Here is a 19,554-nt window from a genome sequence, read left to right as displayed (position 1 = left end):
CAGTTAAGCTATCCCGGCCATTAATAGAAAAACGATGAAGAATAATATTACACTCGTTATTGTATTGTTGTTGTTTGGTACATTCCTGCCCGGTTTAACAAGGGCGCAGGTAGACCCGCATTTTTCACAATATTATGCTTACCCGATGTGGTTAAACCCGGCCCTTACAGGTATTGTGGATGGGGACTACCGTATTAGCGCCAACTATCGTAATCAGTGGGTGAACATTGGTAAACCATTTTCTACTACCGGTGTTTCCTTTGATGCAGCAGGCGCTAATAATATAGGCGTTGGTGTGAATGTTACCAATATGTCTGCAGGTGATGCCGGTTATAATTATCTGAATGCAATGGCCAGTTTCTCATACAGAGGCGTGCGTTTTGGTGCAACAGGTACCAGCCAGCTGGTATTTGGTATACAGGCTGGTATGATCAACCGCAGAATAGATCCCGCTAAGTGGACATTGGGTAGCCAGTATGATCCTGTAATGGGATTTGATCCTTCCAAGCCAAGTGGTGAAAATATTAATACAACTTCTTCCAATGTTTTTGATGCAGCTGCCGGAGCCATGTTCTTTGATGGTAACCCCAATCATCAGCTGAATCCATTCGTTGGTTTCTCTGCGGGACATATTACACAACCAAAAGATCCCTTCGTGTCAGGTGACAATAAGCGCCTGCCTGTAAGATATATTGCGCATGGAGGTTCCCGTATCAAACTCAATGATATATTCAGTCTTACCCCGCATGGTTTGTATCTGCGACAGGGGAATGCTGAAGAAATCGTAGTTGGTTTATATACTTCAGTATTTGTAAATGAAGAATTTGATTTCCTGGCAGGGGGTAATTACCGCATTAATGATTCTGCGATTCCTTTTGCAGGATTTCACTTCAAAAATTTTGTACTGGGACTGAGTTACGATGTGAACACATCTTCCCTGAGAAGACTTGTAAATGGCAGCAACAGTTTTGAATTGTCCTTATCCTTTATCAGCCGGAAAAGGAGAGTATTATCTGAGGAATATTTTATTTGCCCTCGGTTATAAACATAAAATAAATACGGATGAAAAAAATTGCACGCTACTGGCTGGTTATTGCATTATTATGGATTGTTAACCAAGCGAAGGCGCAGTACGTATATGATTATAAACGTACTGGAGATATCTACTATGAAGCCAAAGATTATTATTCCGCAGCTCAATATTACACTAAAGCGTTAGGGACATTTAAGATCAAACCAGAACAGATATTGCCTTACGCTGTAGAGAGGAAGGGCAAAGAGACCGGCAAGATCAAAGACTATGAAACGGTAATTTACCGGTTGGGAGAATCTTATCGCCAGTATAATGATTTTGGGAATGCTGAGAAGTATTATGAACAGGCCGTGAGCTTCAATAATAATACACTTTTCCCGCAAGCCCGTTTCTGGTATGGGATCTGTTTACGCGCTAACGGAAAGTATCCCGAAGCACTTGAGCAGCTCAAACAATTTAAGCAACAGTATACCCATACAGATGATATCAGTAACAGGGCTACACTGGAAATTTCCTGCTGTGAATTTGCCATTGCTGAAGCAAGTCGTGTTCCCGGGTTTACAATTGTCAAGCTGGGTGGAGATCTGAATGGTGGTGGTGCAAACTATGCACCTGCTACAATAGGTAAGAATATGTTGCTGTATACTTCTTCCAGACCGGACAGCAGTATGATGCAAAAGAAGGCGAAGAAAGCAAATCCATATATCAACAACCTGTTCATGGCAATGGGTTCCGGTAATTCTTTCAGCGACAGCAAAGAATTAAACATACCGGAAGCAAAAGGAATGGATCAGGGGGCCGCGACTGTTAGTCCGGATGGCAATACTATTTATCTCACACGCTGGACTACACAGAACAATATTAAGCTGGCAGCTGTTTATATAAGTACAAGGACAGGAGACAAATGGTCAGAACCAAAGTCATTGGGACAAAATGTGAACGTAGAGGGTTATTCTTCTATGCAGCCGTTTGTCACTACTGACGGTAAATACCTGCTGTTTGCTTCTAACCGCCCTGGTGGTATGGGGAAGAACGATCTCTGGTATTGTATGCTTGAAAATGGGACGCCTGGCCCCGCCCGAAACCTGGGTACTGTTATCAATACCCGTGATGAGGAACAGGCCCCGTTTTATGATGCAGAGAAAAAGGCATTGATCTTTAGTTCGGATGGACGTGTTGGTCTTGGGGGACTGGATTTCTACAGGAGCGAAGGCGACATGGGTAACTGGGGAACTCCCAAAAACCTGGGTATACCACTTAATTCTGCAAAGGATGACCTTTATTATACTGCGGTAGATAAGATGCATCCAATGACAAAAGGGTATATCAGTTCCGACAGGGAGTCTGTATGTTGCCTGGAATTATTTGGTATTAAAAAGATTAATAAAACAATTAACGGGTTAATCCTGGATTGCGATAATAATCTGCCGCTTACCGGCGCTAAGGTAACTTTGCTGGATACTATTCTGCAAAAAGTATTGCAACAGATTACACTGAATGAAACAGGTCGTTACAGCTTTGAAGTAGAAGCAAAGAAGCATTACAAGATCATGGCTGAAAAGGAAAATTATTTCTCCAAAGCTATCTATGTTAATACAGATGATCTTGTAAGGATTGATTCAATGGAGAATCCTACTATCTGTCTTAAACATTTTGAAATAGGCAAACCCATTATTCTGAAGGATATTTATTATGATTTTGACAAAGCAACACTACGGCCGCAGTCTTTAATAGTGCTGGATACAGTAGTAGCTATCATGCTGGATAATCCGAATATTATTATTGAGATGAGCGCCCATACGGACAGTAAAGGGAAAGATGCGTATAATGTAAAACTGTCTCAGAGGAGAGCACAGTCATGCGTAGATTACCTGATCAGCAGAGGGATTTCTACTTCACGTATGATTGCTAAGGGATACGGTAAAACAAGGCCTATAGCGCCTAATACGCTGCCTGACGGAAAAGATAATCCGGAAGGACGACAACTGAACAGAAGAACTGAATTTAAAGTGTTACGTGTAACACAGGTATCAAAGTAGTAAACCAAAGATGGTAATCCGGCTTCATGCCGAAGCTGGAACCATATCCTATAAACCGAGACACAGACAGAAGGTAATGGCCGGAGCAATCCGGCCATTACTATTTTAATTATTTACCAGCTTTAAGGATGTTACCGATAGCGATAACGCTGTCCTTGGTAGCGCTGAAGCGAACTTTAGCGAACGCGTTGATAGCAAGAGCAGAATCGTATCTGAAGTTACGTGTCTGTCCGTTTACGGTAACTGTCTTCAAATTCTTCCAGATATCTACAGAAGCGCTGGCGCCGGTACCTGTGAGACTACCTTTGAATATTGTATCAGTAAGTGGAGTAGCTGCAACACCATAGATAACATACACTTTGTGTGAAGTATCTTTTGATGTTTTGCTTAATGTAAGACTCAGGTTAACGCTGCTGTCCAGGTTTTCAGACAGTTTCACAGTACCTATCTGTGCAGAATCTGTAAGGCTGATAGCTTTGATCAGTTTGAATTCTTTGCTGCGCAGGATTGGAGAGGCTGGTGCATCATCATCTTTGCAAGCTGCGAAAGTTACACCCAATAGCAAGGCCACTGCTCCTAATTTAGAAGCATAATTTTTAATTGTAAGCATGGTTTCCGTTTAAAAAAATTTAGATAACTCGATTAAAATTGGTTCCGTTTATTTAGTACAAAATGGTTACTTCAGCGCTGATGCAATAGTTAAACGGGTACTGTTATAAAAAGTTACAGGTAAGGCCGGAAAAACATGTGAATTATTTTTACTATGCAACAAGGTGTTTACTGGTGGCTTATTGCAGCCGTTAAGTGATCCTTACGATAACGGGTAATTATTACTACCTTTGCCCAGTTTTATTACAGCTAAACTCAATAAAAAAATAAGCATGTCGCTCACTGTTGTAGGTTCTATGGCATTCGATGATATTGAAACGCCATTTGGTAAATCTGGAAGAATTATTGGAGGCTCTGCCACATATATCGCATGGGCCGCTTCTAACTTTGTAAAACCTATCAACCAGGTATCTGTGATTGGAGGTGATTTTCCACAGGTAGAACTGGATGCCCTTAAAGCAAAAGGTGTTGCCCTGGAAGGTGTACAGGTAAAGAAGGATGAAAAGTCTTTCTACTGGGCCGGAAAGTATCATATGGATATGAATACCCGTGATACACTGGTAACCGAGCTGAATGTACTGGGTGAATTCAAGCCCTCTATACCAGACAGCTACCAGGGTAGTGAGTTCCTGATATTGGGTAACCTGACTCCTCAGGTGCAGATGGACGTAATAAAACAAATGAAAACAAGGCCTAAACTGATCGTAATGGATACCATGAACTTCTGGATGGAAGTGGCACTGGACGATCTGAAAAAGGTACTTAAAGAAGTAGATGTACTGATGGTGAATGACGGAGAAGCCCGTCAGCTGAGTGGTGAATATTCCCTGGTAAAGGCTGCCCGTAAGATCCTGACAATGGGACCGCGTTACCTGATTATTAAGAAGGGAGAACATGGTGCATTACTGTTCCATGAAAACCATGTGTTCTTTGCGCCTGCCCTGCCACTGGATGAGGTATTTGATCCAACCGGTGCTGGAGATACTTTTGCAGGAGGCTTTATCGGTCACCTGGCAAAAACAAAGGACATCTCTTTTGAGAATATGAAAACAGCGATCATCGTAGGTTCTGCAATGGCATCTTTCTGTGTAGAGAAATTTGGTACAGACCGTTTAAGAGAGATCAACCAGGATGATATTAATGCACGTCTGGAACAGTTTGTACAACTGGTAAACTTTGATATAGACCTGGTATAGTCAGGAATAGAATAAAAAAAGGCCGGCACTTCATTTGAAGTGCCGGCCTTTTTTATTTATAAATGCTGTTCAGTAGCGCCGCTAATCTTAAGCCTCCTTTCAATAACTGTTGATTCAGGTCTTTTATGAACCAGTAATTATAACGGTAACTAAGTTTATCGTTGGGTTGTGTAAGCGTATATACCTTGTCTGCGAGCTGGCTGGATTCGAACATCCAGTCTTTGATAGTGCCGCTTTGTAATTGTTTGATCTCTGTTACAGAGGCCGTATCCAGCGCCTGTGTATATTCTGTATAACTCAGCTGCTGGAATTCTATCAGGTGTTCGTCCCATACCCTGTGTAAGTTGGTGGGTCTGTCGAACCAGGTAACATTGATCTTGTTTCCTCCCTGGTCTTCCGGATGCCCCACATGTAATGGCTGATGCATATCTCCTATCAGGTGAATGAGGAAGGTAAGCGCAAACTGCTTGTCTGCTTTGGACACTGCCGGGTCTTTTAATTGCTTAATAAGCGCATTTGTTTCTACGTAAAGATTTTCCCCTGTTTCTTTTTGTACCAGTCCTTCGAACTGTGGTCTGGAAGAATGAGCAGGAAAGTCCATGTAATGCCAGGAAGAGGTATGGTCGTATTTGTGGGTGGTATCTGACTTGATAAAATCAGGCCAGTTGGCCACCATTGCCATGCTTTGTTTCCCCAGTAATGCAGTGACTGCTTTACGGGCCTGCGGGCTAAGGTGCCTGCTGGCAATTTCAGCCACAACACGATGGCCGGTAACGCCCCAGGCAAAAGAGGTAAGCGGGAATAAGGGTAATAGTATGCCCAGTAAAAAAGGGCTGAATTTTTTAAGCATAGCAGAGTCTCGATTATGACGATGTAAAGGTGGGGTAGATTTTCGGATTGTGAAAGAGGAATTGATAAATTGTACATTTGTTTACAAACCCTGTAGTGGAATTAATACTTTAATTATGCCATTCAAGATACATGCTCCATATGCACCTGCCGGCGATCAGCCGCAGGCGATTGCAAAACTGACTGAAGGAATACAAGACGGCGCTGCTTTTCAGACACTGTTGGGTGTAACCGGTTCCGGTAAAACATTTACCGTAGCCAATGTGATAGAGAACGTACAACGCCCTACACTTGTGCTTACCCATAATAAAACACTGGTGGCCCAGTTATATGGTGAATTACGGCAGTTTTTCCCGGATAACGCTGTGGAATACTTCGTTTCTTACTACGATTATTATCAGCCGGAGGCATATATGCCAGTGAGCGATACTTATATAGAAAAGGACCTTTCCATTAATGAGGAGCTGGATAAGTTACGACTGAGAGCGACTACCAATCTTCTTTCCGGAAGAAGGGACATCATCGTAGTGGCCAGTGTATCCTGCATATATGGTATGGGTAACCCTACCGATTATGAAAACGGGATCATCCGCGTTTTTAAAGGCCAGACGATTAGTCGTAATACTATATTACACGGGCTCGTGAATTCCCTGTACTCCCGTACTACCGGAGACTTCAACAGGGGTAATTTCCGGGTAAAGGGTGATACGGTGGATATCAACCTGCCATATGTGGACTATGCTTACCGTATTACCTTCTTTGGGGACGAAATAGAGGAGATTGAGAGCTTTGACATAGAAACAGGTAAGCGTATAGGAACAATGGAGAATGCGGCTATATTCCCCGCAAATCTCTACCTGGCCCCCAAGGATATGATGCACCAGATCATCTACGAAATACAGGATGAATTACTGGCACAGGCGGAATACTTCCGTTCCATAGGGAAACACCTGGAAGCGCAGCGCCTTTCAGAAAGAGTGAGTTATGATATTGAAATGATCCGCGAGCTGGGATATTGCAGTGGTATTGAGAACTATTCCAGGTTCCTGGACAGGCGTAGCCCTGGGATGCGTCCGTTCTGCCTGCTGGATTATTTCCCTAAAGACTTCCTGCTGGTAATAGATGAAAGCCATGTAACAATACCCCAGATAGGTGGTATGTATGGCGGTGACCGTTCCCGTAAGCTGACGCTGGTTGATTTTGGATTCCGCCTGCCCTCTGCCCTGGATAACCGTCCGCTGAACTTCTATGAATTTGAGAACGTAATAAACCAGACGATTTTCGTGAGCGCCACTCCGGGGGATTACGAACTGAGGCAAACAGAAGGGGTAGTAGTAGAACAGGTGGTACGCCCTACCGGGTTGCTGGAGCCACCGATTGAGATACGTCCCAGTGCAAACCAGGTGGATGACCTGCTGGACGAAATAGACAAACGTGTACTGAACGGTGGCCGTGTGCTGGTAACTACCCTTACCAAAAGAATGGCGGAGGAGATGGACAAGTACCTGAAACGTATTAACATTAAATCGCGCTACATCCACTCCGAAGTAGATACGCTGGAAAGGATAGAGATCCTGCGTGACCTGCGTCTGGGTAATATTAATGTACTGGTGGGTGTGAACTTGTTGCGTGAGGGACTGGATTTGCCGGAAGTAACCCTGGTGGCTATACTGGATGCCGATAAGGAAGGGTTTCTGAGGGATGAGCGTTCCCTGACCCAAACGGCAGGGCGTGCTGCCCGTAATGTGGATGGGCTGGTTATCTTTTATGCGGATAAGATTACGGACAGTATGCAGCGTACGATAGATGAAACCAACCGCCGCCGGGAAAAGCAGAAAGCTTATAATATTGCTAATCATATTACGCCAAAGACGGTACTCAAGAGTAAGGAGCAGATCATGGGACAAACATCCGTGCTGCAAATAAAAGAGTTTGATGAGAACTCTCCGCTTGCCATACATGATGAGTTACAACTGGTTGCAGAGGATGCTGTAGACTATGCCCAACAGGTGGCGTCTGCAAAAACGATCCCGCAGCTGGAGAAAACGATCGGTAAGGTGAAGAAGGATATGGAGAAGGCGGCAAGAGAACTCGATTTTATGGAGGCTGCCAGGTTAAGGGACCAGATGTTCGCATTACAACGTGAATTAGACGGAATGAAGCGATAATGTCGCAGTTTTGATCGTTTTTTATGATCCCAATCATAAAAAACACATCTAATTATATTTAATGTATTTGTGGTTATTCAATTTTTTATCGCTCCCCACGCAATTATTTGTAATGTCTATCTAATTATATTACACCTTGTTATAGCTTCCGGCTGTTTATTGTAGTAGCACCAGTCTCTCCAATGTTAGAAAATTGTTAACGAATAGACGGCCGGGCTTTTATATTACTGAATATCAGTTTGTTATACCTTATTATAGACCCCTTCCCTGCTATTTATATTACCCAAAAACATAATTAATATTATCATTAATTGTAATATAGTTGATGTTTGATCCGTAATACCGATGCTTTGTTCAATTAATTCTATTTTTCACCTGCTCTATTTGATGTTTTGATTATGATTGTTACTTTTATTGAAGAATTTAAAATTATACTGCTATGAAGAAAACATCATTTCAAGACTACTTGCCATTTCTTTTCCTGGCTTTGGTTGCGATAATTGGAGTATTCGTTCCAAACGGGACTCTTTTTGCCGACCCAGCAGGAAAATATAATTCTGGTGATATTGCCTGGGTCCTGGTGGCATCCTGTCTGGTATTCCTTATGACCCCCGGGTTATCATTCTTTTATGGTGGTATGATCAACCGTAAGAATGTAATTAATACCATGATGCAGAGTTTTATCGCTACAGGCATTATTAGTGTGTTATGGGTAGTGGTAGGATTTAGTCTTGCATTTGGTACATCTGTTCATGGAATAATAGGTGATCCCTCTACTTACTTCTTCTTTAAAGGAGTAGCTTCCGGCGAACCATGGGCTGGTGGTCCTACCATTCCTTTGCTGCTGTTCGCTCTTTTCCAAATGAAATTTGCGATCATTACACCCGCCCTGGTAGTAGGTGCTACTGCAGAAAGGATCCGCTTTACCTCTTACATCTTATTCATGGTATTATTCAGCCTGTTGGTATATGCTCCAATTGCACACTGGACCTGGCATCCTGATGGGATCCTGGCTAAACTGGGTGTACTTGACTTTGCCGGAGGTACAGTAGTACATATTTCTGCCGGATGTGCTGCATTAGCAGGTGTACTGGTGCTGAAACGCCGTAAGGACCATATTGATAAGAAAGAACTGCAACCAGCTAACATACCTTTCGTATTGCTGGGTACCGGTTTACTGTGGTTCGGTTGGTTCGGTTTTAACGCCGGTTCTTCACTGGGAGCAAATGCATTAGCTGCTTCTGCTTTCGCTACCACTAATACTGCTTCTGCTGCTGCAGGTCTTTCATGGGTTTTCTTCGATGTGATCCGTGGTCGTAAACCTTCTGCACTGGGCTTCTGTATAGGTGCTGTAGTTGGTCTGGTGGCTATTACTCCTGCTGCTGGTTTCGTAGGCATCCCACAAAGTATTATGCTTGGCTTTATTGCTGCTATCGTTTCTAACCTGGTGGCACATTATAAAACAAAGACAGCTATCGATGATACACTGGACGTATTCCCTTGCCATGGTGTAGGTGGTATGGTTGGTATGTTGCTGACTGGCGTATTCGCTACTACAGCAGTAAACAGCCTGGGTAAGGATGGTTTGATATACGGCCATTTCGAACTGTTAAAAGACCAGATATGTGGTTTACTGATAGTGGTAGTTTACAGCTTCTCTGTTTCTTACGGCATCTTTAAACTGATCAACCTCATTCATCCGCTGCGTGTATCTGATGAAGATGAATCACTGGGTCTGGACGTTTCACAACACAACGAAAACTATCACCCTGCTCTGCTGGCCGTACATGATAACGGTGCATTGAAAGAACAGATGGTAGACTAATATAATTTGCTTTATTACTAAGCTGACGGATGAAGTCAGCTTAGTAATAAAGTACAATAAGAATATAAATAATCAGTTTGATACCCAAAACAAAAGAATAGCTAATAATCAACAGGAATAAGTCTTTCAGACAAGTAGCATTTTATCAACCGAACTATATTTATCAACCAATTTCTTATTTCGTTTAACATGAAATTTTCCTTCCTGGTAAATTATTAGCTATTCTTTTTTCTATTCTTCCGGCAATACAAAGAAAAACAGCTACACGAGAAAACAATAGCACACCATTTTATCAACCTAATTCCCATCGCATGAAAAATGTTTTACTGACTGCATTCGCAGCCTGTCAGCTGTTTGTTGCCTATTCTCAAACAAAAGAGGACTCTTTACCGGCCCCCGCAGTAAGGATCTCTGGCTCAGCAGATGTATATTATAAGTACAATTTTAACGGCACCAGTACTGATAACAAGACAAGTTTTACGAACTCCCATAACAGTTTTGAACTGGGTATGATCTCGCTGAAAGCAGAGCATGAGTTCAAGAAGGGAAGTATTGTTGCTGATCTTGGTTTTGGAAGAAGAGCCGCAGAGTTTTCTTATAATGAAACATCTGATAAGATCAGCACGATGGAAATGTCCATTAAACAATTATACCTCAGTTACCAGGTGCTGGACAAATTAAAGATCAGCATGGGAAGCTTTGGGACGCATATAGGATATGAATTGCTGGATGCGTATCTGAACAGAAACTACAGCATGAGTTATATGTTCAGTAACGGTCCTTTCTTTAGTACAGGGGTGAAAGCAGATATTACTATCAGTAGTGAATGGACTGCCATGATAGGGCTTTTTAATCCAACGGATTTTAAATCTGCTTCCTGGAGCAACCAGAAATATGTGGGTGCCCAGCTTGGATATTCTTCTACCAAGGCCCCTGTTAAGTTATACCTGAATTACCTGGGAGGAAGGGATACCAGTGGCGTGCAGAATCATCAGATAGATTTTGTGGCTACATACCAGGTAAGCACTTTACTGGGATTAGGGTATAACGGTACCGTAAGTACGTATAAGAATACACGTAATAAAGAAGAAGAGCAGGTCTCTCAGAAATGGTGGGGTTCTGCCGTATATGTAAACCTTGATTTTACACCTAAACTGGGACTTAGTTTAAGGGGAGAATACTTTGACGATGCAGATGGACTGAAAACATTTGCCGGTACAGATGGTGGACATGTGGTGGCCGGGACCTTATCACTTAATTATAAAGTGGGGAACTTAACGATTATACCAGAGTTCCGTGTAGATAATGCCTCTGTGAATATTTTCAATAAGAGCAACGGATCATCTGCAGCGAGCTCTCCGAATGTTCTATTGGCTGCTACTTATCATTTTTAGTGCAGGGACAATATTTTTTTTATTTTGTGGCCAAAAGAGGTATTGCATGTTACAGCCCCCCACGTTAAAGTTCTTAAAATCACTGAGCAAGAATAATAATAAACCCTGGTTTGAAGAGCATAAGCTGGATTACCAGGACGCAAAGGCGGATTTTGAAAGTGTGGTACAACAGATATTGGATGGTCTATTTAAGCAGGATGCTGTATTGGTTGGCTTACAGGTAAAAGACTGTACTTTCCGTATTTACAAAGATGTAAGATTCAGTAAGGACAAAACGCCCTATAAGACAAATATGGGAGCTGCTTTTGCGCCTGGTGGACGTAAAACGCCCAGACCTGGTTATTATTTTCACCTGGAACCAGGTGGTAATAGCTTTGCGGGTGGTGGTTTGTGGATGCCTGAAGCAGCTGTGCTGAAGAAGGTAAGGCAGGAGATTGATTACAACTTTGAGGAGTTCCAGCAGATCATATCCAATAAAGAGTTTATCCGTTATTTTGGAAAGATAGAAGGAGAATCACTTAAAACGGTCCCGCAGGGATATTTACCTGATAATCCTGCCATTGCCTACCTGAAGCTGAAGAGCTTTACGGCATGGCATCATCTGACGGATGATGTGGCTATACAGCCGGCATTGGTTAGGGAGATACTGAAGATATTTGCTGTGATGCAACCTTTTATCAAATTTCTTGATAGAGCGCTGGATGTAACAGAGTAGAATTATTCTCTTCGCATGTAGGCTGTTCCAGGGCGGAACGGCCTATTTTGCATATGTGTACTTCTGAATTGAGAGAGTCCCCATCCTGAAGGCTTATACTTCATCTGCCAGCGACTACTGGCAGATGAGTACAGCTCAATAATCTTTACGGGTTAGTTTTTGTGAATTAAAAATTCGAAAGGTCTTGCTTTGCGATTTTTCAAAAGGTTTTCTTTGTCCGTTTTAGTATGCGCAAAGCGTTGATTGTACACATTGGCTACCTCTATAATAGGTATGATGCCGTCCAGTGTATCATGTTGATCTACAATGTTCATGATGCGGGATACCTGTGAAGAAAAATTTGTGCTCCACTCTTCAGTAAACTTGTGCATCAGTAACAGCTCACGATTGGCGTTGGTTTTCATAGGACTTAAGGGTGTTTACGGATTTGTAAATTTTAGTTCATTCAGCATCTTACATTCTTAAAATTCACTTTTTTGGAAGAAGTAAGTGGCATAGGATTATTAATAACAAAATTGGATTTTATCTGTCATAAAGCAATACTACTTCTGTGTAATTTTTAGTCGGGTAATACTAATTTCTCTTCAAATCGATACTAAAAGAGCAAGTACCGGTGTACTTGCTCCTAATATCTCAAATTAAATCGTGTATACGTTCGCGGAAAGCTTTTTTTTCCGGTTTCTCTCTCTCATTTTTACAACAAAAAAGGTCTAAATCCATTTTTGCTGATGCAGATATTCAGCAATCTGCACAGCGTTTGTTGCAGCACCTTTACGCAGATTATCTGCAACTATCCACATATTCAATGTGTTAGGTTGAGTTTCGTCTCTACGTATACGTCCTACGAACACTTCATCCTTTTCATGTGCGTCTTTTGGCATCGGATATTTCTGATTTGCAGGGTCATCTACCACTATCACACCAGCCGTATTTTCAAGTATATTACGTATCTCCTTCATTTCGAACTCTTTATCAAAAGCAACGTTTACAGATTCACTGTGACCACCGATAACGGGGATACGTACGGTGGTTGCTGTAACACGAATAGTGTCATCGCCCATGATCTTTGTTGTTTCCTTCACCATCTTCATTTCTTCCTTCGTATAACCGTTATCGAGGAAAACATCAATCTGTGGTATAACATTTAAATCGATCTGATGAGGATAGGCCATTTCTCCGTTTATACCTTTCCGTTCGTTCATTAACTGGTCTACCGCTTTTACACCGGTACCGGTTACTGATTGATAAGTTGATACAACTACTCTGTTGATTTTATATTGCTGATGTAATGGATTCAGCACCAACACCATTTGAATAGTAGAGCAGTTTGGATTTGCAATAATCTTATCTTCTGGGGTCAATGTTTTACCATTGATTTCAGGTACTACCAGTTTTTTGGTAGGGTCCATTCTCCAGGCAGAAGAATTATCAATTACTGTAATACCAGCAGCTGCAAATTTAGGTGCCCATTCCAGGGAGGTACTACCACCTGCAGAAAATAATGCAACATCTGGTTTCATGGAAATCGCCGTATCAGCATTTACCACCTTATAAGGCTTGCCCTTAAATGTTACTTCCTTACCAACAGACTTCTCAGAGGCTACGGGAATCAGCTCTGTAACCGGAAAATTCCTTTCCGTCAACACTTGTAACATTTTGGTACCTACCAGTCCGGTGGCTCCTACTACGGCAACTTTCATTGTTTTACATTTTAAATTTTTGGAAATGCAAATTTAAGGGAACCTGCGCGGTTTTCAATGCCATATACAGAATCATAGAAATTCACTAATTTCCGGCCTTAACCGACACAAATTTTTAAAAAATGCGATTTCCCATTGTTTGTTGCTGCCTGCTGCTGCGGGCAGTTGGCACCCATGCTCAGCTACAGGAGCATTTTAATTATCCGCACATAGACTCGGCTGTTTCCTGGAAAGGCACTGATACTGCCTGGCAGGTAAAGAATGGTATGCTGCAAAGCCATTTCCGCCTGGCCAGTAGTAACTTCTATGTTGCCACAACTTCTTTTGCCACTGCCCCCTATAGCTGGGAGTGGTGGATGCGGCTGGACTTTAACACCTCTTCCCTTAATTATGCAGATGTTTACCTAATGGCAGATTCTGCCAACCTGCTATCTGCTACTGTTAAAGGGTTTTTTGTGCGCATAGGGAATACCAAAGATGAGGTATGCCTTTACAGAAAAAGTGTAAATGCGACACCAATAATGATTATTGATGGCAGAGATGGGATCACGGATCATTCATCCAGTGTTTTAAAAGTAAAGGTAGTCTGTGATGAAGACCATGAATGGAGCTTATGGGTAGATGACAGTGGTACAGGTAATAATTATGTATTGGAAGGCAGTGTGAAGGATTCCTCTCTGAGAAATGCCCGGTATATGGGTTTTGCCGTGAAACAGTCCACGGCTTCTTTTTTTGAAAAGCATTTCTTTGATGATGTAATCGCCGGGCCTGTAGTGAAAGATACCGTGTTGCCGGAGTTGTTGTCTCTGCAGGTGGCAGGCGACAGGGAGCTGGACCTTTGCTTTTCTGAACCATTAGACAGCAATAGTGTTTATATGGAAGGAGACTTTCTTATAAATGGTGTTCAGCCCCCTGCTTCCCTTGTTTTTCAGCATGCCTGTATCAGATTGTTATGGGATAGCCCATTTCCGAACGGGGATAGTTGCCGGTTAGCCATCAAAGGTATCCGGGATATGGCCGGTAACTTAATAACACCTGTTAACAGGTCTTTCCTTTATTATAAGGTTGGTACCGGTGATGTGGTAATTAATGAGATATTATATGATGGTACACCTGAATTTGTCGAATTGTATAACCGGGGAGTAAATGCGGTGAATATGAAAGAGCTGTACCTGTCTAAAGGGAAAGCAGGAGACTCGGTAGCGTTGAGCGGTATATTATTACCAGGGGGCTATGCGGCCTTCACTTCAGACCCGGAGGCATTATGTATGCGATATCATTGTAAACAGCCGGAGAATATATATAAGATGAACCTTCCGGCACTGATCAATAAGGAAGGCACTATTATATTACTGGGGCCGGGTGGATCAATCCTTGATGAATTGCATTATTCTGATGATATGCAGTTTGCCCTGGCGGATAATACAAAAGGTGTTTCACTGGAGCGGCTGGATGCCGGAATGCCGGCACAGGACCCTCATAACTGGCATTCCGCTGCCTCTACAGCTGGTTATGCCACACCGGGCAGTGTGAATTCCCAGCAATTGCAGATAGCCACCTTACCGGGAGCGTTAAATATCACACCGGAAATATTTTCTCCGGATAATGATGGTAAAGATGATGTGGCTGTAATCAGCTATATACTTCCGGCACCTGGTTATGTAGCCAATATTACTGTTTATGATGCCGGAGGAAGGCCGGTCCGTTACCTGCAGCATAATACTTTACTGGAAGTGAAGGGACAAATGATATGGGATGGATTGGGAGAATCCAACAGGGTACTGGCCACTGGTATATACATAGTGTTTACTGAGATGTTTGATCTGAAAGGGCAGGTGAAGCGCTGGAAACTACCAATAGTACTGGCAAAAAGGATGAACTAGTTGCCCTTGTCAAAGAGATCATTTGTCAGAGTCAATTAATGGGGCTAGATTAATTAAGCAAATCATTTTGAATTAATTATTCATTAAATGCACTTATTCGTCATTATAAGCTAATTAAGGCAAATCATCAATTTGTCGGATGAAAACGATTTTTTATATTTGCCTTCCTAAAAATTTGAACATGCAGTATAGAGAAATAGTTGCAGTAACCGGTTTGGGTGGTTTGTTTCAATTGATCGCCAGCAAACAGGATGGTGCTATCGTAAGATCTCTGGAAGACAAGAGCACCCGGTTTGTGAGTTCCCGCGTCCATAATTTTACCCCGTTGGAAAGTATTGAAGTATTTACCACAGGTGAAAATGTGAATCTGGCAGAGGTTTTTAAAGCCATGCAGGATCAGGAAGCGAAAACGGCCCCACTTGATGCGAAAGCCGATAATAATGCTGTCAAAGCCTACTTCCAAAGCGTATTTCCTTCCTTTGATGAGGAAAGGGTATATGTGAGCGATATGAAGAAGATGGTTAAATGGTATGTGATCCTTAAAGCGAACGATCTCCTGAGATTCGATGAAGTAGCTGAAGAAGGTCAGGAACCAGTAGCTGAAACTGTTGAAGCAGAAGCTCCGGCAGCAGAAAGTACCGCTAAGAAAACAGCCAAGCCTAAAAAGGCAGCAGCGAAAGAAGAAGATGCTCCTGAAGCTGCCGCTGAGAAAGCTCCTAAGAAAGCCAAAGCCAAAAAGGAAGAAACTCCTGCAGCTGAAGGTGAAGAAGAGCCTAAAAAGAAGGTTGTTAAAAAGAAGAAGACCGAAGAATAGTAGCAAGATATTCATTGCCCGATGCCTGGTGCCTTACGCTGATGCGTTTTGCGCCAGGCATTTGCATTTGAGCAAACGGAGGGTTCGGAGAGTCTTCGGTAAGTTATATAGGCTAAGCGGGAGTTCAACAGGTGGTTAACAGGGGTTAGTTGGGTGTTAGTCAGGTAAAAACCTGTCTAACTTCTTTTTAACTGCTACCTGAACACAGATGAAATAGGTTACATGATATATAGTAGTCTGATAACAATTAAAAAGAGTTAATGCTCTCAGGTATCAGTAAGTCCGGTCCCAACTGCAAGGATTGATTCATAATTTCTTATTTTAGTAAAATGAAGACATTAGACGCAAATATTGAGAAACAGCCCCGGACCCTTTTGCCGGAAAACTTTACAATTACTACCTGGGATGCCTTGCAGCCTTATTTCGAAGAGCTGCAGCAAAGACCATTAGGAAATGTATCTGAGCTGGAACAATGGTTAAAAGATGTCAGTGAGCTGGAAGCTGTAATAAGTGAAGATGCCTGCTGGCGTCAGATCCGCATGACCTGCGATACCACAGATAAGGTGCTGGAAGAAGCCTTCACCTACTTCTGCATGGAAATCCAGCCTAAGCTGCAACCTTATGCAGATGCACTGAACAAAAAACTGCTGGCCTGTGAGTGGGTAAAAGACCTGGACCAGGAGTTATATAGCACTTACCTGCGCAGCGTACGCAAACAGGTGAAACTGTTCCGTGAAGAGAATGTGCCACTACAGGCAGAGCTGAGTGTAATGTCTCAGCAATATGGCGCTATTGCCGGTAAAATGACTATCAATGTGAATGGGCAGGAATATACGCTGCAACAGGCTGCCAGGTTTCTGGAAAACAGCGACCGCTCACTGAGAGAAGAAGTGTTTGGTAAAACTGCTGCCCGCCGCCTGGAAGACAAAGCTGCTTTTGATACATTGTATACTGCTCTGGTAGAAAAGAGAGACCAGGTAGCTAAGAATGCCGGTTTTGCCAATTACCGCGATTACAAGTTTGAAGAGCTGGGCCGCTTTGATTATACCAAAGAAGATTGTTTTCAGTTTCATGCAGCCATCAGGGAACATATCATACCACTGGTGAAAAACCTGCAGGAAAAGCAACGAGAGAAGTTGCAACTGGATGTACTGAAACCCTGGGATACAGAAGCTGAACCGGCAGGTACTAAACCACTGGAGCCTTTCCATACCGGAGAAGAACTGGTGAATAAAGCCATCGAGACCTTTGACGAACTGGGTCCTTTCTTTGGTAACTGCCTGCGCGTAATGCAGCAGATGGGCCGCCTGGACCTGGACAGCCGCAAGGGCAAAGCTCCTGGTGGATATAACTGCCCGCTGGCAGAAACCGGTGTTCCATTCATCTTCATGAATGCTGCCGGACAAATGAAAGACCTTACCACTATGGTGCATGAAGGCGGACATGCGGTACATTCTTTCCTGAGCCATCACCTGAAACTGAGTGCGTTCAAGGAATACCCTATGGAGATAGCTGAAGTGGCCAGTATGAGTATGGAGTTGTTTACAATGGACTACTGGGATATCTTCTTCAAGGATGGAGAAGAGTTACGCAGAGCTAAGCTGCAACAGCTGGAACGCTCTATCTCTATATTCCCATGGATAGCTACCATCGATAAATTCCAGCACTGGGTATATGAACATCCACAACATACAGTGGAAGAACGTACCACTAACTGGATCAGAATCCTGAATGATTTTTCTACTTCTGCGGTAGACTGGACGGGATGGGAAGATTATCGTGCTATCAGCTGGCAGAGGCAACTGCATCTGTTTGAAGTTCCTTTCTATTATATCGAATATGGGATTGCGCAATTAGGAGCTATTGCCATGTGGAAGCAGTATAAGGAGAATAAACAACAGGCACTGGATAATTACGTAAAGGCACTTAGCCTGGGAAGTACACGTACATTACCTGAGTTGTATAAAGCAGCGGGAATCAGGTTTGATTTTTCTCCTGCTTATGTAAAAGAGCTGGCGAATTTTGTACAGCAGGAAATTGATAAGATCAGTTAAACATAATTTTCTCTAAATAGAAAAAGCTCCGTAAGGAGCTTTTTCTATTTACATTCTTTACATACTCCACTTACTACCACATCTATATTGTGGGCAGCATACCCTTTGGGTAATTGTATCTCCGGCACAGTGGTATCATCCAGACAGATGGTATTACCACATTCTTCACATTTGAAATGGATATGGTGATCATGGTGATCATGTTCGGAACAATCCGATTTGCAAAGTGCGTAACGTATAGAGGTATCCGTAGTAGGGATGCTATGAATGATTCCTTTATCCAGGAAAGTTTGTAAGGTGCGGTAAACTGTAACACGGTCAAAACTATGACCGGCCAATTTTTCAAAACTGCTGTGTTCCAGTGCGCCATTGCTGTCTATGAACAGCTCCAGTATCTTCACACGTGTATCTGTTATGCTGAGATTACTGGCTCTGAGCATATCTGTAATACTTGCTTTAGTCTTGTTGCTCATGATGCATTTATTCTTTTACTATTCTTTCAAAAGGCGGGCTATGTCAGCGATCAGTTTATCTACATCAGGTTTTTTGGTTCCTTCGTATAATCCTCTCACTCTTCCTTCTCCATCTACGAGCGCAAACCATTGAGTATGCACAAAATCGTCCTCACCTGTGTAAGTACCATCATCTACCAGATACCCCTGACGGGCAAGATTATACAGTTCTTTTTTGGTGCCCGTAAGGAACCACCAGTTTTTCGGATCGGCACCATGTAATTCTGCATAGGCTTTCAATACCGGTACACTGTCGTTTTCAGGATCTACGGTATGTGATAATATACGGAAGTCGGGTTCATTTTTGTAAACAGCGTATACTTTTTGCATGTTGGCATTCATCTTAGGACAAATACCCGTACAGGTAGTAAAAAAGTATTCGGCCACATATACCTTTCCCTTCACATCATTATTGGTAATAGTACGTCCTTCCTGATTCACGAAAGAGAATCCCCCTATATAATGCCCGTTTGTTCCCAGCACCGGTAATTTCTCTTTTCCAAAGAAACTTCCCTGCTCTGACTTAATCACATAACCGGAATAGCCAAGAAAGACTATACCAAGCAGGGCAAAGAAAACTATATAAAAAACAATCTTTTTAGACATTCCGCCAATCATTAATTCTTTACAAAGGTAGTACACAATCGGCTAATTACATTTATGCAACTTTGTTGCATAAATGATTATATTTGCAATGACGTCAAAGCTGTTCTTCCGGAGAATAACCTATTATTATTTAGGCTAGCCTAAATAATAATTATCT

General features: G+C 42.5%; 16 protein-coding genes. 10 read left to right on the top strand and 6 right to left on the bottom strand.

What is annotated here, in order from left to right:
- Positions 1 to 34: 34 nt before the first annotated feature.
- Positions 35 to 1,045: a PorP/SprF family type IX secretion system membrane protein gene (locus BMW86_RS09770; protein WP_089781308.1), complete on the top strand. Its 1,011-nt coding sequence runs from the start codon at positions 35 to 37 to the stop codon at positions 1,043 to 1,045.
- A 17-nt stretch (positions 1,046 to 1,062) separates the two neighbouring features.
- Positions 1,063 to 3,072: an OmpA family protein gene (locus BMW86_RS09765; protein WP_089781306.1), complete on the top strand. Its 2,010-nt coding sequence runs from the start codon at positions 1,063 to 1,065 to the stop codon at positions 3,070 to 3,072.
- 109 nt (positions 3,073 to 3,181) lie between these two features.
- On the opposite strand, the gene BMW86_RS09760 is transcribed toward BMW86_RS09765, so the two are convergent.
- The gene (locus BMW86_RS09760) at positions 3,182 to 3,682 is read right to left on the bottom strand and encodes a hypothetical protein (RefSeq protein ID WP_089781304.1); all 501 of its coding nucleotides are present in this window, start codon (positions 3,680 to 3,682) and stop codon (positions 3,182 to 3,184) included.
- A 271-nt stretch (positions 3,683 to 3,953) separates the two neighbouring features.
- Between BMW86_RS09760 and BMW86_RS09755 the strand changes: the two genes are divergently transcribed.
- Positions 3,954 to 4,877 (top strand): PfkB family carbohydrate kinase, encoded by a 924-nt coding sequence (locus BMW86_RS09755; protein WP_089781303.1) that lies wholly within the window; start codon positions 3,954 to 3,956, stop codon positions 4,875 to 4,877.
- 52 nt (positions 4,878 to 4,929) lie between these two features.
- Here BMW86_RS09755 and BMW86_RS09750 read toward each other — a convergent pair whose 3' ends face one another.
- Positions 4,930 to 5,727 (bottom strand): S1/P1 nuclease, encoded by a 798-nt coding sequence (locus BMW86_RS09750; RefSeq protein WP_089781301.1) that lies wholly within the window; start codon positions 5,725 to 5,727, stop codon positions 4,930 to 4,932.
- 115 nt (positions 5,728 to 5,842) lie between these two features.
- Here BMW86_RS09750 and uvrB point away from each other — a divergent pair, with 115 nt between their 5' ends.
- The 4 genes from uvrB to BMW86_RS09730 all read left to right on the top strand — a co-directional run bounded on the left by uvrB (position 5,843) and on the right by BMW86_RS09730 (position 11,828).
- The gene (gene uvrB / locus BMW86_RS09745; RefSeq protein ID WP_089781299.1) at positions 5,843 to 7,894 is read left to right on the top strand and encodes an excinuclease ABC subunit UvrB; all 2,052 of its coding nucleotides are present in this window, start codon (positions 5,843 to 5,845) and stop codon (positions 7,892 to 7,894) included.
- A 439-nt stretch (positions 7,895 to 8,333) separates the two neighbouring features.
- On the top strand, positions 8,334 to 9,719 hold the full coding sequence (locus BMW86_RS09740) for an ammonium transporter (RefSeq protein ID WP_089781298.1): 1,386 nt from the start codon (positions 8,334 to 8,336) through the stop codon (positions 9,717 to 9,719).
- Between the two features lie 311 nt (positions 9,720 to 10,030).
- Positions 10,031 to 11,113, top strand: coding sequence for a porin (locus BMW86_RS09735; RefSeq protein WP_089781297.1), 1,083 nt, complete (start codon positions 10,031 to 10,033; stop codon positions 11,111 to 11,113).
- 46 nt (positions 11,114 to 11,159) lie between these two features.
- A complete protein-coding gene (locus tag BMW86_RS09730; protein WP_089781295.1) occupies positions 11,160 to 11,828 on the top strand; it encodes a DUF2461 domain-containing protein in 669 nt (222 codons plus the stop codon).
- A 152-nt stretch (positions 11,829 to 11,980) separates the two neighbouring features.
- On the opposite strand, the gene BMW86_RS09725 is transcribed toward BMW86_RS09730, so the two are convergent.
- The gene (locus BMW86_RS09725; protein WP_012788212.1) at positions 11,981 to 12,232 is read right to left on the bottom strand and encodes a hypothetical protein; all 252 of its coding nucleotides are present in this window, start codon (positions 12,230 to 12,232) and stop codon (positions 11,981 to 11,983) included.
- A gap of 306 nt (positions 12,233 to 12,538) precedes the next feature.
- Positions 12,539 to 13,528, bottom strand: coding sequence for an aspartate-semialdehyde dehydrogenase (locus BMW86_RS09720; protein ID WP_089781293.1), 990 nt, complete (start codon positions 13,526 to 13,528; stop codon positions 12,539 to 12,541).
- A gap of 122 nt (positions 13,529 to 13,650) precedes the next feature.
- On the opposite strand from BMW86_RS09720, the gene BMW86_RS09715 reads away from it, so the two are divergent.
- The 3 genes from BMW86_RS09715 to BMW86_RS09705 all read left to right on the top strand — a co-directional run bounded on the left by BMW86_RS09715 (position 13,651) and on the right by BMW86_RS09705 (position 18,279).
- Entirely contained in the window at positions 13,651 to 15,411 is a 1,761-nt protein-coding gene (locus BMW86_RS09715; RefSeq protein ID WP_089781292.1) for a lamin tail domain-containing protein, read from the top strand.
- 181 nt (positions 15,412 to 15,592) lie between these two features.
- Positions 15,593 to 16,225 carry a DUF5606 family protein gene (locus BMW86_RS09710; RefSeq protein WP_089781290.1) on the top strand — a complete coding sequence of 211 codons (633 nt, stop codon included), beginning with the start codon at positions 15,593 to 15,595 and terminating at the stop codon, positions 16,223 to 16,225.
- A 329-nt stretch (positions 16,226 to 16,554) separates the two neighbouring features.
- The gene (locus BMW86_RS09705) at positions 16,555 to 18,279 is read left to right on the top strand and encodes a M3 family oligoendopeptidase (protein WP_089781288.1); all 1,725 of its coding nucleotides are present in this window, start codon (positions 16,555 to 16,557) and stop codon (positions 18,277 to 18,279) included.
- A 44-nt stretch (positions 18,280 to 18,323) separates the two neighbouring features.
- Here BMW86_RS09705 and BMW86_RS09700 read toward each other — a convergent pair whose 3' ends face one another.
- Both BMW86_RS09700 and BMW86_RS09695 read right to left on the bottom strand, forming a co-directional pair.
- A complete protein-coding gene (locus tag BMW86_RS09700) occupies positions 18,324 to 18,752 on the bottom strand; it encodes a Fur family transcriptional regulator (protein WP_089781286.1) in 429 nt (142 codons plus the stop codon).
- Between the two features lie 18 nt (positions 18,753 to 18,770).
- On the bottom strand, positions 18,771 to 19,397 hold the full coding sequence (locus tag BMW86_RS09695) for an SCO family protein (RefSeq protein ID WP_089783623.1): 627 nt from the start codon (positions 19,395 to 19,397) through the stop codon (positions 18,771 to 18,773).
- Positions 19,398 to 19,554 lie beyond the last annotated feature (157 nt).

This window comes from Chitinophaga sp. YR573 (assembly GCF_900110995.1).
In the GTDB taxonomy this organism is placed as follows: domain Bacteria; phylum Bacteroidota; class Bacteroidia; order Chitinophagales; family Chitinophagaceae; genus Chitinophaga.
This window is presented reverse-complemented; position numbering and strand designations above follow the sequence as displayed.